At 69.7% G+C, this 14,041-nt stretch carries 15 protein-coding genes and 1 pseudogene; 9 read left to right on the top strand and 7 right to left on the bottom strand.

Annotated elements, in window-relative coordinates:
• Window positions 1-174: 174 nt before the first annotated feature.
• Together IE321_RS37895 and IE321_RS37890 are read right to left on the bottom strand one after the other, a co-directional pair.
• On the bottom strand, window positions 175-1,104 hold the full coding sequence (locus IE321_RS37895; RefSeq protein WP_190226252.1) for a PIN domain-containing protein: 930 nt from the start codon (window positions 1,102-1,104) through the stop codon (window positions 175-177).
• Between the two features lie 120 nt (window positions 1,105-1,224).
• A complete protein-coding gene (locus IE321_RS37890) occupies window positions 1,225-2,514 on the bottom strand; it encodes an endonuclease domain-containing protein (protein ID WP_190226251.1) in 1,290 nt (429 codons plus the stop codon).
• A 279-nt stretch (window positions 2,515-2,793) separates the two neighbouring features.
• Here IE321_RS37890 and IE321_RS37885 point away from each other — a divergent pair, with 279 nt between their 5' ends.
• Window positions 2,794-3,354 (top strand): hypothetical protein, encoded by a 561-nt coding sequence (locus tag IE321_RS37885; RefSeq protein ID WP_226651537.1) that lies wholly within the window; start codon window positions 2,794-2,796, stop codon window positions 3,352-3,354.
• Between the two features lie 204 nt (window positions 3,355-3,558).
• On the opposite strand, the pseudogene IE321_RS37880 reads toward IE321_RS37885, so the two are convergent.
• Window positions 3,559-3,878 (bottom strand): annotated as a pseudogene (locus tag IE321_RS37880) (STAS domain-containing protein).
• 221 nt (window positions 3,879-4,099) lie between these two features.
• On the opposite strand from IE321_RS37880, the gene IE321_RS37875 reads away from it, so the two are divergent.
• The 8 genes from IE321_RS37875 to IE321_RS37840 all read left to right on the top strand — a co-directional run bounded on the left by IE321_RS37875 (window position 4,100) and on the right by IE321_RS37840 (window position 9,003).
• A complete protein-coding gene (locus IE321_RS37875) occupies window positions 4,100-4,486 on the top strand; it encodes a helix-turn-helix transcriptional regulator (protein ID WP_190226248.1) in 387 nt (128 codons plus the stop codon).
• On the top strand, window positions 4,483-4,722 hold the full coding sequence (locus IE321_RS37870; RefSeq protein WP_190226247.1) for a hypothetical protein: 240 nt from the start codon (window positions 4,483-4,485) through the stop codon (window positions 4,720-4,722). The genes IE321_RS37875 and IE321_RS37870 overlap by 4 nt, the downstream gene beginning before the upstream one ends.
• A 31-nt stretch (window positions 4,723-4,753) precedes the next feature.
• Window positions 4,754-4,948: a hypothetical protein gene (locus IE321_RS37865; protein ID WP_190226246.1), complete on the top strand. Its 195-nt coding sequence runs from the start codon at window positions 4,754-4,756 to the stop codon at window positions 4,946-4,948.
• Window positions 4,949-5,187: 239 nt separating this feature from the next.
• The gene (locus tag IE321_RS37860) at window positions 5,188-5,580 is read left to right on the top strand and encodes a hypothetical protein (protein WP_190226245.1); all 393 of its coding nucleotides are present in this window, start codon (window positions 5,188-5,190) and stop codon (window positions 5,578-5,580) included.
• Between the two features lie 610 nt (window positions 5,581-6,190).
• Window positions 6,191-6,613 carry an STAS domain-containing protein gene (locus tag IE321_RS37855; protein WP_190226244.1) on the top strand — a complete coding sequence of 141 codons (423 nt, stop codon included), beginning with the start codon at window positions 6,191-6,193 and terminating at the stop codon, window positions 6,611-6,613.
• Window positions 6,614-6,969: 356 nt separating this feature from the next.
• Entirely contained in the window at window positions 6,970-7,263 is a 294-nt protein-coding gene (locus IE321_RS37850) for a hypothetical protein (RefSeq protein WP_190226243.1), read from the top strand.
• Between the two features lie 282 nt (window positions 7,264-7,545).
• Window positions 7,546-8,136 carry a telomere-protecting terminal protein Tpg gene (gene tpg, locus IE321_RS37845; RefSeq protein ID WP_190226242.1) on the top strand — a complete coding sequence of 197 codons (591 nt, stop codon included), beginning with the start codon at window positions 7,546-7,548 and terminating at the stop codon, window positions 8,134-8,136.
• A 105-nt stretch (window positions 8,137-8,241) separates the two neighbouring features.
• Window positions 8,242-9,003 (top strand): hypothetical protein, encoded by a 762-nt coding sequence (locus tag IE321_RS37840; RefSeq protein WP_190226241.1) that lies wholly within the window; start codon window positions 8,242-8,244, stop codon window positions 9,001-9,003.
• Between the two features lie 102 nt (window positions 9,004-9,105).
• Here the strand turns inward: IE321_RS37840 and IE321_RS37835 are convergent, their stop codons facing one another.
• The 4 genes from IE321_RS37835 to IE321_RS37820 form a co-directional block, all read right to left on the bottom strand.
• A complete protein-coding gene (locus tag IE321_RS37835; RefSeq protein ID WP_226651538.1) occupies window positions 9,106-9,963 on the bottom strand; it encodes a TIGR04222 domain-containing membrane protein in 858 nt (285 codons plus the stop codon).
• A 1,289-nt stretch (window positions 9,964-11,252) separates the two neighbouring features.
• Entirely contained in the window at window positions 11,253-11,669 is a 417-nt protein-coding gene (locus IE321_RS37830) for a hypothetical protein (protein ID WP_190226239.1), read from the bottom strand.
• 233 nt (window positions 11,670-11,902) lie between these two features.
• Window positions 11,903-12,376 carry a helix-turn-helix domain-containing protein gene (locus IE321_RS37825; protein WP_190226238.1) on the bottom strand — a complete coding sequence of 158 codons (474 nt, stop codon included), beginning with the start codon at window positions 12,374-12,376 and terminating at the stop codon, window positions 11,903-11,905.
• Entirely contained in the window at window positions 12,373-13,131 is a 759-nt protein-coding gene (locus IE321_RS37820) for a hypothetical protein (protein ID WP_226652215.1), read from the bottom strand. The genes IE321_RS37825 and IE321_RS37820 overlap by 4 nt, the downstream gene beginning before the upstream one ends.
• Window positions 13,132-14,041: the final 910 nt, after the last annotated feature.

Here is a 14,041-nt window from a genome sequence, read left to right as displayed (position 1 = left end):
CGTCGTCGATACCGGCTCGCGGCATCCGGCAAGTCTCTTTCGATACACGGCCTAGAGCAGCCGCACCGGGTGCGTCCGCGCGACCGCTGGCACCCGCGTCCGGTTGACCAAACGCTCAAACGGCCAAGTGAAGCGCTCAGTCACAGACGGTCCGGGCCCGCTCGGTCTGTGCGGTCAAGACGCGGAAACGGGTTCCGGTTCCTCCGGCGCCGTGATGGTCTGCAGGTACTCGTCCTTCTGCCGGGCTGTGATTTGCTCGATCCTGTACTTCTCCGGCAGCTTCTCGGCTTCCAGGCCCCAGGCGAGCGCTCGCGCCCTCATGCCGTTGTCCCCCGTCAGGACCGTGACCTGAACAGGTGCGATGGCCTGCTGGAGCTCGCAGGCCCGGGCCACGATCTCGTCGTCGTTGTTCGGCAGCCGCACATGCTGGGGCTCGTCCAGGAGCACCTCGATCCGTACCCCGCCAGCCGTTGCCTCGCCCTGGCGCTGCTCCGTGAGGGTCTGCTCCAGCAGGGCGAAGACGCCCCGGGCCCGCCGCCGGATGGTGTCGCTCGTGGCGTAGGACTTCTTGTCGATCTCGTCGACGACCACGTGGGGGATGACCACGACCGTGTTCTTGCCGTAGAGCTTGGCCCAGGGGATCTTGTCGTACCGGGAGTAGTGCAGCAGGTCGTTGGTGTCCAGAACCACGGTCCGGCCCTGGTGATGGGCGTGCGCGGCCTTCATCCGGTACAGCTCGTTGCCCAGGTCCATGAAGTACGTGCGCAGCTCGTTGAGCTCGAAGTTCAGCAGCTGGGCGAGCCGGTTCGCTGTGTGGTCGCCGAAGACGACGCTGGCGTAGCGCTCGCCGCGCAGCCGGGTCGCTATGGACCGGTTGGCGAAGACCTCCAGCAGGCTCTTGGTCGCCTGGAGCGTCCACTGGTCGTACTGGTTCACCACATGGTGCAGGTGCTTGATCTTTTCGGTGCGTCGTGAAGCGTCCTCTTCGCCTCCGGACGGGAAGAAGTGCGGCACGGAGTTCTGCACGTCGTTCAGGCCCTGATCCGTCACGTTCTTCAGGAGTTCGAGCGCCTCATCACAAGTCCTGCCGGGTCGCAGCAGCATCCGGGTCCTCCTGCCATCAGGGCCGTCGGCCAGCCGCCGGCCAGTTCTGCCCGCATCGTGCCAGACCGGTCCGACAACCCAACGCGCCGTCCTCTCGCACACCGCCCGGCAGGGACCTCGTCACGTCCGCGCGTTCGTCTCGGAAGCCGCTCGCGGGCCCGGCACACCAGCGCCAGGTTGTCCGGCCGCGAGCGCCTGGTCGACGAAGGCACGCACCAACTCGTGCGCCTCGGTAGCCGACACCTCCTTGCTCCACTTCTTGGTCCAGTGCCGGTCGCAGTACAGGTCGAAGACGTGCCCGCCCGCAGTGGTGCCCCGGTGTCGCACGGCCGGCTGCACGAGGCAGCTGGCGTGCCGGGCCTCGGCTTCCAGGTGGAGCCCGGCTACCGCGGCGTGGAACCGCGGGGGAAGGGTTCGCTCCTCGCGGCAGCGGCTGCATTCCAGCAGGTGCGCCACGACCTCCTCCCGCCGCAGCAGGAGCTCCGGGAGGCCCTTGCCCTCGAAGGTGTTGCAGCTGGCGCAGACCGGGCCGCGGACCAGGTCGTGCCCGTGGCAGTGGTCCCACACCGAGGCCCTGCTCGACTGGCACAGTCGGCACAGGTAGTCGTCGGCCCGCAGCTTCCTGGCCCGCATCTGCCCGTACGGCACTCCGCGCAGGTGCCCGGTGTACGCGGTGAACTCCGCCCCCGAGCACGGCGGGCACATCGTCACGTACCCGGTCGTGGTCGGCGTCCTCCAGCCGCTCCAGCGCGGCCCCCGTGCTCCGCACCGCGAGCACACCCGCGCTCGCTCGAGGAGCTTGTCCTCCAACGCCTCCCATCGGTCCAGGAGGTCGGCGTAGGCGCGGGGCAGCCACCAGCAGCCCTCGCTCCAGGTGAGCAGTTCCAGGGGGTAGGTGCTGGCGATCGTGGACGAGAGGCGAGAGTCAGCCCGCGCGGAGACGAACTCCTCCCACGTCAGCTCGCCCGGCAGGCCGTTCTCCCCGATCCGCGCCCAGTCGCTGCGCTCGGTGTACGGCCGGTCCCGTGCCAGCTCCTTGGACAGGGCCTCGTGGTACATCCAGCCGGCGATCTGACCACGCCAGTTCGCACGGTTCCAGGTGTCCTCATCCTCGCCGCGGCCCTCCTCGCGCCACCGCTGTCCGGGGAGCACGACCTCGACCAGGTCGTCGTGATCGACGGTCACGGCGGACAGGTCCCGGGCGGCCCGGCGCACGTCGCGTTCGTCGTACCGCCACGGCCCCTTGTGCTTGTACAGGCGCAGGGCGACGTCGCCGACGACGACGTGCCCGTGCCAGCGCAGGTGGTGCGACATTGTCTTCAGCAGGGCCTCGGGGCGCAGGGGCAGCGAGGCGTCGCGGGTCTCGTCCGTGAAGACGGTGCACGCCAGTTTCGGGCTGATCATGGGCATGGGCGGGAGCGTTGCAGACCCCTCTGACAACGCCCTCCACCAATTCGTACGAGGCCGCGAAAGACCGATCGCACACTCGAACGCGTTCCTGCGGTTGTCCCGGGCGCCGGCTTGCTGTCCACCGAAGTTCCTTCCCGGCCCGCTCCGGCCGCGCCATACCTTCTCGGCCGAAGCCTCACCGCCGGCTCCGCGTCTTCCCGCTGCTCCCCGTGCCCCAGGGCTGCGGTTGATGCCGGTGAAGCCGTCCGGAGGCGTCGTCGGCGCCCCTACGATGCGGTGGTGCGGAACACGAAGGCGTTCAAGGAAGCCGTTGCCCAGACGCTCGCGGAGCTGGCCCGCCGGGGGGTGACCTTCGCGCCGGCGACCGTGGAGGACACGATCGAGAAGCAGATCACCACCGTGTCGGAACGGCTCGGGATCCAGGTGCGCTCCGCCTGGCGGTACTTCGACGCCTCCGTCACGGCCGACCGGCTCGCGCAGAGCGTGGCGTCGTACGAGGAGAGCAGCAGCGAGAAGGGGGTCGGGCAGGCCCCGATGCCGCCGATCGACAACCCGGAGCTCGCCCTGGTCCTGGCCGGGGTGCCGGACTCCCTGGCGCAGACCGGCGGCGACCTGTACGCGGTCATCATCAACGTCGCCGTCAACGCCTGGATGGCCGGCCACATCCACGGCGAGGACGGCTGCACCGGCTGTGACGGCAGCCGCGGGCCGGCCGGACACGACTGGGAGACGCGGATGCGCACCATCACCGAGCTGCAGCCGAACATCACCAAGTGGTTCGACCGCGACGTGTGGACCCGCGCCGTCAACGACGCGGGCTACACCGTCACCCGCCGCTGACGTCAGCGCGCACGAACCGGCAGACCATCTCGGACGAGCAGCTGTGACGTTGCGTGGCAGTTGGCCAGCGCGCTTGGCGAGATCGGTGGTCGGCGGCTGGTGTTGCAACGGGGTTGACCACGATGTTGCGCCGAGGACTCGGCCACCGCAGGGATCGACCAAGGCGCTTGCCCCGGGCCGGCGGCGCTTCGCGGGAAGGTGCTGTCAGATACTCAGGGCAGTCGCGGCGTCAGCGACGGTAGCGAAGATCCGCAGGACCTGACTGGCTCCGGTGATCTCCAGAATCCGGCGCAGATGGCCCGGCACGCAGGCCAGGACCAGCGCCACGCCGGCTTTTCCGCCTCGTGACGGGTTCGCAGCAGCACGTTCAGACCCGATGAGTCGCTGAACGACACCTCTGCCAGGTCCACCACGACGGCCCTCTCGGCGTGAGCGATCACCTGCTTCAGCTGCTCACGCAGCTCCTGCTGGGAGGTGTAGTCCATGGCTCCGTGCACCTTCGCCACCACGCAGGGGCCCGCCATGGTCGTCTCGACCGAGGGAAGATCTTCCACACCGCCTGCCCAACCGTCTCGCCCGAGACCTGAGAAGATACCGCCGGGCGTATGCGGCACGGCCCGTCCGGTGTGGCCGGCAGGGCCTGATGCCTTCACCACGGAAGCGGCTTCCCCGCAAATGATGGTTGAAGCGGATTTCCGGGGTTTCCAGCCGGTGTACCGGGCATGGCAGCGTCGGAGGGGCAGGGGTGATCGTGGGCCAGCAGGCCGCAGGATGGGGCTTCCTCACCAACCATGCGCGTGTGCTGCTGGTCATCGCGCGCGATCCGGCCGTGCGTATCCGTGACATCGCCGCGGCCTGCCGCATCACCGAACGCGCCGCCCAGCGCATCGTCGGTGACCTCGAAGAGGCCGGTTACCTCAGCCGAAAACGGGATGGACGGCGCACGCACTGCACCCTCCGTCCGGAGGGAAGGCTGCGGCATCCGGCGGAGGCCCTCCTGTCCGTGGGGGCCCTGCTGGAGTTGTTCTCCGCTGACGAGGGCGAACCCGTCCGGGCCCGCGGTGGCACCGGTGTGGACGCCCGGAAGCCGACCGGCATCTTGTCCGCGCCCCTGGCCGGGGGTGGACGGTGACGCTGTGGCGGCAGGTCCTTGCCGCACTCAAGGACACCTCCCTCGACGACGCGGAGCGCGGAGCGATCGTGGCCCGCGGCGCTGCTCAGCTCGCCACCCGCCGTGCTCCCGAGGGGCAGCGGGCCACCCCCGAGGCGGTCATGGCCGTCGCGCTGGAGGAGTTCGCGCTCCTCATCGACGCCGACCAGGCCTGCGTCGCGTTGCGGTCCCTCACCTCCGGGCCGTCGCGTGAGTAACCCTTACAGTCCAAATGCCGTTGAATCCCGCGTGACCACCACGCTGCGGCTCACGCCCCACGTCGGCGTGCAGCGCACCAGTAGCGAAACGGTTCCGCTCACCGAGCTGGAGCCGATCTATACCGAACTCGCCGAGCAGTGGCAGACCGCCGGTCGCTTGGTGCCGGGCCGGGCGGACGAGGAGTGGACAGCCCTTACCCGCCGCTCCCCCTGGCCCGCTCGCTGAGTGCAAGGTGGGGGCTGCCACCCGTGCCATACGCGCCAGCGGCTCCGGGCCGTTGCCGTTGCCGGGCCCAGGCCCGGCGGCCCCCGCCGTGTCCTGACCGCCCCGGCTCGCGGCGCCCAGCATGGTGCGCGGCGAGCCGGAGGGCGCCCGCGCCCTTGGAACCCAGTCGCACCGCACTCGTCCCTCGGGGCGGACGGCATCTGTTCGTACCAGGCCGATCCGCCTGGCACCATGCCTCCATGGAGCCGCTGCCGACCCCTTGCCCCGCTCACCTCGTCCCCGATGCCACCGGCGCCGGGGGGTTCGACGCCGCCTACCACCAGGCCAAGGTCCAGCGCGCCGTGTTCATCGCGATCGAGAGCCAGGGACCGTGGTGGTCGGTGAAGGCGGACACTCTCACCGCCGGCCCGGGGCACACCGTCGATGACGCCGTCAGCGAGGCCGCCCGAGATGCCGTGATGCGCCTGGTCGCCGCCAACGAGGTCCGCGCGGACGCCTACGCAGGCCCGGTCTACTACGTCCTGCACGGTGTGCCTGCCGAAGGCCGGGCCCGGGAAATCGCCGCCGCCCTCCACGCAGCCCTGTACGGAAACCTTCAGCCGCTCACTCACGTCACGCCCACCGCGTCCTGACCCTCTCCTGGAGCCGGACAACACCCCGACGGCACCAAGGCTGTGACCGCTCGGCGCAGTGGGCCTTCGTACACCCCGAGGGAAGCCTGCGCGACCGCACCGGACGGACGCAGAGAACCGCAGCCGGCCGGGTGATTCTTCACGCGCGGTGCCCGCTTTCCGGGCCGCCGCGACGACGGCGTGACAGGGTGCTTCCAGGCGCCCCCCTCGGGGCTGCTGAGCAAGGGCCCCCGCCCCGATTTGTCACGTCGTCCCGGGGGCCCTTCAGCTGCTCGGCACCATTCAGCACCGCCCATGCGCGATGCCTGAGGGAATCAAGGATCCACCGAGCCGTCGGCTTCTGGACAGCGGCTCCTCGCGTCGGCTCTCGAGACCGAACGCGCAGGCGAGGCCGTCGATCAGCCGCGCCAACCGCGGCAAAGACGACGTAAGGCGTCCATGCCCGCAAAGCCGCACTAGTGATCGCGGAACCGCTGATCGCGTCACGGACGCCCGTATGCCTCGTCCGGGTGGAATCTTTCCCTCCTGCCGGGGAACGGTGCTGGTCACATGGGGTGAAAGAGCCGCATGGCTCGTTTCCCGGCCCCGGGCGGAAGGCGTTGATGGGGACGTGAGTACCTCGACCACCGCCCCGATACTGTCCGCGCCCCTCGCCGCCCCCGCCCCTCCCGTCGTGCACGACTCGGGCGCGGACACCGCGCCCGGCGTCATAGTCATCCACTCCTGCACCACCCTCGGCAGCACCCTGGTCATCCACCTCGCCGGGGAGATCGACCACTACAGCGCCGCACCGCTGTGGGCGCTGCTGGCCTCGGCCGCCGACCACGGCTGCACCGGCCTCGTCCTGGACACCTCGCGGGTCACCTTCTGCGACTCCGGCTTCCTCGCCGTCCTTCGCTGGTGGCCCCGGCACGGACGCCGCCTCAGACTCGCGAACCGCTCCCGGGCCGTTCAGCGCCTCCTGAACGCGTCCGCCGCAGCAGGCCGACAGTCGACCCGGGCCGGATCACCGACAACGGCGGCGACGTCATGACGTTCATGCCCCTGACCTGCGGCCCGATGCTCGCGACACTCCTCCTTGTGCGCGGGGAACCCTGGGAAGCACGACGCCGACGCCCCGCCCGACCTCCCCGGCCCACCCCCCGTAGAACCCTGATCCACTGCCGCCTGGCGCTCCCGCTCCTGAGCTCCTCGGCGTAGACACGGGAAGGTGTGGGGGTCCCCGTGCCAGCCCGCGGGCCCCCACACTCGCACCACCATCCTCCTGAGCCCCACACGTGGCGCTGATCGGGGTCGCTCCCGAGTGGCTCGACGAGCCTGGATGAGCGCGGCAACCGGCGCACGAGACGGTGAGATGACGAAGCCGGCCGACTGGGGTAGATGTCAGGAATGACCGTTCGCAAGAGCCATGGGGGTGTCGCGGAGCGGGACTGGTTCGTGCGGGCCCGGGTGCGTGTCCGCGCCGAGCACCACGCCCGCTCGCTGGAGCAGGAGCTCAGAGTTTTCCGGGCCGGGGAGGTCGTGGAGATGGTGCAGTGGGGGAGAGCGGGCCAGGAGATCGACACCGGCTCATGGTGGACGACGAACCAGTACATCCCCGCAGCTCACATCGTCCCCACGGACAAGGTCGAGGTCCTTGAAGTGCTCGAGGAGCAGCGCCCCACATTCGAGGGGGAAGAGTAGAACCGTCCGGCTTACGAGTCCACGAGCTCCTCCAGCCCGCAGACATCCGAACGGATCCGTACCCGGTCCTGTGCCACCACCGCACCAGCACGGCGTACACGACACGCACAGATCTCCGGGCTTGATCACAACACGGCACGTCGGGATCGCTCCCACCATACGAATGGCCATTTACCAGGCAACGAGGCCAAGTTAAACGTAACGTCACACGAGCGCCGGGCCGACGACGATCGGCGCGGGCGTCTGCCTCCGTCCACAGGCACACCGTGGCCGACTGGTCCCATGAACGATCACGAGCAGCAGCAGCCAGCCCCTCGCCGCGGCAAGGTCCTGGAGGCCCTCACGCGGGCGGAGCGGCGGGCGTTCACCCGGCCCGCGCCGAAATCCGCAAAGGCTCAGGTGAAATTCCTCCTCACGCGAGCGAAGGGCTCGACCAAAGCCCTGGCGGAGCGCCTGGGCGTCTCGCGCCGCACGGTGGAGCGCTACCGCGCCGGGACCCTGACGACCCCGCAGAAGCGCCTGCGGGCCGCCCTGGTGGAGGAGACGGAATCGGAGTGGCAACCGCAGGTCAGGGCCCAGGTGCGCGCGGCAGCGGCCACCTCCAGAGGAATGATGGTGGACGTCACAGCCTTCTTTGGATTCACGTGCAAGGGCACCTCGGACGACGGCCGCGAGCGCCAGGTCACCACGGAAATCTCGCCCACCTACGCGAAGCAGATCCTGGAGCTCCAGGAGGCCGGTGCGACGGAGGAGGACCTGCATCCGATCGTCGCGGAGGCCATCACGGAGTCGTATTTCACCGACTGGGGCACCCGCGCCGATGGCCTACGCGCAGATTTCACACAGGTCTTGAAAATAGAATTCCGATTCTGACCCGGCCGAATTCACGACCTGCTAGAAACATATCCGGCGGGCCGCCGCACAGCGCTCTGGCGGCGGCCCGCTCCCGGAATCCGCACCACGAAGACGAGGCCGACGATGACCACGCCCTGGCCGCCCCGGCGCACCGCCCGCCGCCCGCTCGCCCCGCACGTCGCCGCGCCCCGCGAGCCGGTCGACCCCGCCCGCATCGGCCGCCGCGCCGTTCGGCGCCGGGCGAAGGGCATGGACGCCACCGCCGTCGCGACGGCCCTCGAGGACGCCCGCTTCGACGCCCGGCAGGACTCCCGCCACGAGGACCTGGCCGACGACGTCCGCAGCCGGGCGGAGCTCGCGGAGTGGGAGCGCCTGGGCCAGCTGCTCGCCGCCGCGCCAGCGGGCACCGCCTACGACCCGGACACCGACCCCGCCGTCCAGGACGAGCTCGCCGCCGAAGCCTCGGCCGCCGCCGACCGCGAGGCCGCCGTACGGGAAGCGCAGCGGACCGCCGCCCGCGCCGACGAGCTCCAGGCGCTGCGCGAGCTCGGCGCCCTGGAGCAGACCGAGCCCCGCGACGGCGACGAAGCCGCCCGGGACGAGCTGACCCGGCGAGCCGGCGGGTGCGCCCAGGCCGACGTCGACGCCTGGCTCGCCCGTGCCCTGGCCGCGCACCGCGGGCACTACCGCGACCCGGCCGCCCGCGAAGCCGCCGCCGGCCTTCTCACCCCGCTGGTCCTCGCCCACGCCGCGCTGCTCGCCGAACTCGCCCGCCTGGTCCCCGGCGCCCGCGCCGACGAGCTGGCGTTCGCGGCCCGGCTCGCCGCCACCGAGCCCGAAGCCGCCGGGGACCTCGCCGCGTTCCTCGCCCGCGCTGTCCGCTGACAGTGGACTTGGACTATCTGCCAACGAAGTTGGACTGGGCGCATGGCCGCACGCACGGAGGCATTTCGACGGTGGCGTGGGCCTGCCGGAGTGCGTGCTCAGTCAGTCGCCGCCCGAACCACATCCGCCGCCGCTCCCGTCGTCGCCCCACCAACCGCCACCAGACCCTGACGAGCCGGCGCGGCGACGCACCTGCCGGGTCGGTGGGGGCGGGGCAAGCTGCGGATAGCGGCTGTGGAGCACGGATACTCCGTGCAAGGCGATGCCCAGCGCGAACACGTCAGCATCGTTGGCGTCCCCCGACGGGTTCATCCGTGGCCGGTAGGCCGGATGCTGCTCAGCTGCCTGCCTGACCAGTCGCCCCGAGGTCTTGACCGACGGCGGAGTGAACGCCACGACGGTCACCGCAGCGACCGTCGTGGCGAGGACCAGCGGGATCGGATTGCCCAGCCCGATCGTGAACGCCGCGACGGCCCCTACCCCGATCAGAATCTTGAGCGGAAGCAGGCCCCTCCGGAACCGCGCCCGCGCCGCGAGGCCGTCGAGCAAGCCGTCCCGATCCAGTGCCTCGCGGATCTGTGCCAGCTCCGCCCGGACAGGACGCGTCTCGGCCAGCGAGTGGATCGACTGCACGGGCTGGACGTCCCACCGCCCGCGAGGAGCCTGCTGGTGCGCCCGTGCCGCGGCCATCACCGAACGATCCAGCGGCCTCAGCAGAGCGTCGGGGAGCGGCTCGGGAGCAACGATGTCACCGCCTCTGGCGGTGATGCGATTGACGGCGATGCCGCCCTCACGGGCCAGGAGTGCCTCGCGCATGAGCAGCAAGCCCACGCTGGCCGCCACCGCTCCCGCCTCACGCCCTCGCAGATAGCCCAGCTCGTAGACGTCGAGCTCACGCTCGGGAACGGGAGGGTTCGCCACGGCGGCCCGGACACGCCACGCCGACCACCCCGCCCACACCACCGCGACGCAGTACCCACCGAAGGCAAGCCAAGAAGTCACATGTGCTGAGAGACTGGGACGGCTCGTTCGGTTCCCGGACAGCAGCCTGGTGCGAAGCCTTCCGGAAACTTCGTCGGCCAGGCTGGCTCCCCTCGCGTACGTGGATCCCTTTCCAATGGCGCGGCTGGCCTCTCCGCGTGTTCGTCGGTTGGTGAGGGATCGCTCGCGTACAAGGAAGACCTAGGACTGACTGACCAGGGAACGAGCGCGCTCTTCCCACCCGCCGCAGGCGAAGTACCGGAAGCACAGCCGGCCCTCGCCGCCGGGCTCGCCACCCGCCTTGCACCCTTGCACTCACCTCCGCGCCGCCGGCCTGCCCGGAGCTCCCGGGCCGAGGGCACGTCCCGCAACGCGCCCGTGCAACACGTGAGTGCAACGAGTCCGCGTTGCGGCCGTGACCTGTGGCAACACCCCGCACGGTACGGATCAGGCTCGCGTTGCACTCTGCGTTGCAGGCCCCGCTGCGCCCCGGCCCGGACGGGCCTTGCACCCCATTAATAGGTACTACAGGTAGTACCTATGTGCGGGTTGTAGATCCTTCCCCCTGAGGGCGAAGCTCGCCGCGCGGGCTCACATCCCCCGCCCCCGCTTCTACCGAGACCGGCTCCACCCGCCCCGGCGCACATGATCCTTCCCCGCGCTGTACGGCCGCCTGCGGCGCTCTGACGCCCTCCCGGCTCCCGAGAGACGATCAAGGCCCCGAAAGGCGCTCACGGCGACGCACAGCGCTTCGAGCGGCGGTGAAGCACCCTGCCTCCTCGGCACCGGCTCCACGACGGCCGCCAGACCCTCCTCCTCGGACGCCGTCTCCCGCTGCTCCCGCCCCGAGCTCCGCCTCAGGGGGAAGGAGACTCAACCCGCACATAGGTACTACCTGTAGTACCTACCAATGGGGTGCAAGACGCCTCCCGCCCCGCCAGGCCGCGACCGCCGGCGGCCGTCACCGGACGGGTGCAGCACCTCGTGCTGCTCGGCCGCCGACGTCCTGCTGCTCCTGGTGGTGAAGGGTGCAAGAGGTCTGCTGCTCCCCGGTGAGGAGTGCAGCGCAGCATTCGCACGGCCCAGACGGCACACGGGTGCTGCTCGGGTAGCAAGGCCGGCCTTACTCGTGCAGCAAGAGATGCAGCGAGACCGCCGGGGCCACCGCCGTTTGTTCTGCTGCTCCAGAACGAACCGGTTTACCTGGTGCTACCGCCCTCTTGCTGCGAGCCGCCCGGCAAGTGTCACCGTCGGCCCCTGGGCCCGGCTCAGGACTCCCTGTGCAGTTCCAGGCGGTCGGATGCGTCGTCGACGTTCCAGTCGACGTAGAGGCCATTGCGCCCCTCGGGCCCGGAGACCCGCACCATGCCCATCATGGCGTACGACGGCGTTGTGAAGTCCAGGTCGATCCCCTGGTCGGTGCCGTGGTCGTCACTGAGCGACCACGTGCCGCAGGTATCGACTCGCTGCTCCGGGGACCTCTCGATCGGAAAATGAGCCGCGCAGAACGTTCCGTCCTTGCGGAACTCCAGGGACTCCCCGCCGGAACCCTTCCAGGCTCCGGCCAGCCGGTCTGTGGTGATAGTGCCGGGGGCGAACGGGCCCCACCCGAAGGCGAGGGCCGCGACGCATCCTGTGGCAATCACCCCGCCGGCGGCGATCAAAAGTTTTCTCATCCTCACCATGGCCCTATCCGCATCGTCTCGGGCCAGACGATTCTCTGGGAAATCTGGGCGCCGTTTCCACTGATCGCCCCAGCTATGCCAACCGAGCTGACGGCTACCGGTTTGCCCTGTGCGGGGGAACCTTTGTCCACCCAGACAGGGCCCTTGGGCGTCGACAGCGGCACCGGGAACACGAACGGCGCTGCGCCCGTGAAGGGTGCAGCGCCGATGCCCGTGGAAGGGTGCCGGCCGGATCAGCTGACAGCGTGCAGCGAACCGCGCCTCTTGGCTGCCGCGGCCTTCTTGGCAGCGGCCACGGCCGCGCGCTTCTTGCGCTGCTCGGCGAGCTGGTCCTGGTAGGCGGCGACGGCCCGGTGGTAGTCCTTCACGTAGGTCTTGCTGTCCAGCCGGTCCGCCTTGGGCATCGCCTTGACGGCGTCCAGAGCGTCCTCGGGGGAGTTGTAGCCGGCCAGCATCGGGTTGATCTGGTAGACGCCGTTGCGGACCTTCTTGACCAGCTTGGCCAGCTCCAGCTCCCGCAGCGCGGCGTTCACACTGGGGCGGCTGAGGCCGAGCAGCTCACCGAGGGTGCCCTGGTCCATTGCGATGCGACCGCCGGCCTCGCTGCGCGCCCGCAGCTTCAGCAGCGCCCGGTAGGCGGCGGGCGGCAGGTCCAGGTCGGCGAGAAGACCGTCGGCGTTGGTCGCCGACCACTTCAAAGTACTCACTGGGCTGATCCCTCCTCCTTGCGCTGCGCACGGGCCAGTCGGCGTGCAGCGCGTTCCTCGGCCCGCTTCTTGCGCAGTTCCTCGATCGCCTCGCGCATGTGCTCCAGCGACGGGAACCGCACCAGATCCGGCAGGCTCTCGTCCCTGCGGATCTTCGCGATCGTCTTGTCCTGGTCGACCTGCACGTACTCAGCTTCGACCAGCTCCGTGCCCGGAATGAACTCCGCTACACGGTACGAGTAGGGCGGGTTGAACTGGTAGACACCACGGCGCACCTTGAAGACGATGCCATGGCTCATGACCTCCTGCAGAGCCTCGTTGGTCTTCGCACGGGGCACGTCCAGAACCGTCGCCATCTCCTCCTGCGTCAGCCGAATCTGCCCGCCGGCCTTCTGGCAGGCGATCAGCAACAGGATCAGCCGCAGCGGCAGGGCCTCACGGAAGTACTGCGCGATCAGGAAGAAGAACTCCAGCGAGTCCATGGAGAACGCCTTGGGGCGCTCCGGGTGCTCGTAGAACTCCATCGGCTTGCGCTCGCTGCTGAGCGAGAGCTTCCGGCGCGGGTAGCGGCGAGCGACCGAGTCGAGGTCCTCAACCGGCTGGACCGGCTTGGACCACGCCTGGATCTCCTCACCGAGGGGCAGCTCCGTACGGCGCGGCACGCGCTTCGGTGAGGGACGGCGGCGCTGTGGCTCGGGTGTCACGAGGCTGCTCTCCACTTCGCTGATCTTGGATGCCAGCAGTATGTCAGCCACGCCGACATATATGTCGGCGTGGCTGACGTTCCGGCGTGTTGTGTCCCCCCAGGGGGGGACAGATCTCCCCCCTGCACGCGAGCGCGGACCGCTCGGCGGAACGCTGTCCCAGATGTCGGTCTCGCTGACGTTTCGCGCCTGAAAATGTCGGCTTGGCTGACGTTTTGCCGTCGATGTGACTACCCAGGAGGTACACATCGCAGGCGTTGTGTACCTCCTGGGGTGACAGATCGCCGGATGTGCAGGCCGCTGACCAGCGGGTTCTTGATCTGCGTAAGTATTAGGTGGCTGAGGTCGACCCGTAGGCGCCAGCCGGACCGTTCGTGGCTGAGGCGGCTTCGCGTGCGGGCCCCTGGGCCCGCGCAGGCCGCGGGCGGCACCAACGGCTCTGAGTCTCGGGTGGTGCCGCCCGTGACGAACAAGCACCAAGCGGCGTGGCTGGCCTTCGTGGCGGGTTTCGCCGTCCGGCCCCGGCGGGCCGTTCGGCTCAGGTACCTCCGCCCGCCGGAATTTCGACTTTCCCATTTCCGGGTACCGTTCTGCGGCTGAGGTCCCGGCCTTCCCAATTCGTAATTCCTCGCCTAAGTGATGGGCCGAGCATCAGCGCTGATGCAGCCTTAAAAACTGCGCCCGCCTGGATCGGTCTGGGGGTGTCCTGTGTTTCCGCCAACGGTACATGCTGCATCAATCCGATGCACCCGCTACACTGAAACCCACACGAACGAGCGACCCCCACCCTCCCCCTAACCAGCCAGGCCCGCAACGCGGGCCCAACGGTTCTGGAGGCGCAGCCGGAAGAACCGTTGGGCGGGGGAGCGCAGCGGACCCGCCAGCCAGGCTGGAGCGAAGCGGAAGCCTGGTAGTGGGACGAAGTCCCACCGGTCCGGGAGCGCAGCGGACGGACCGTCAC

The organism is Streptomyces hydrogenans, assembly GCF_014656075.1.
Classification (GTDB): domain Bacteria; phylum Actinomycetota; class Actinomycetes; order Streptomycetales; family Streptomycetaceae; genus Streptomyces; species Streptomyces hydrogenans.
This window is presented reverse-complemented; position numbering and strand designations above follow the sequence as displayed.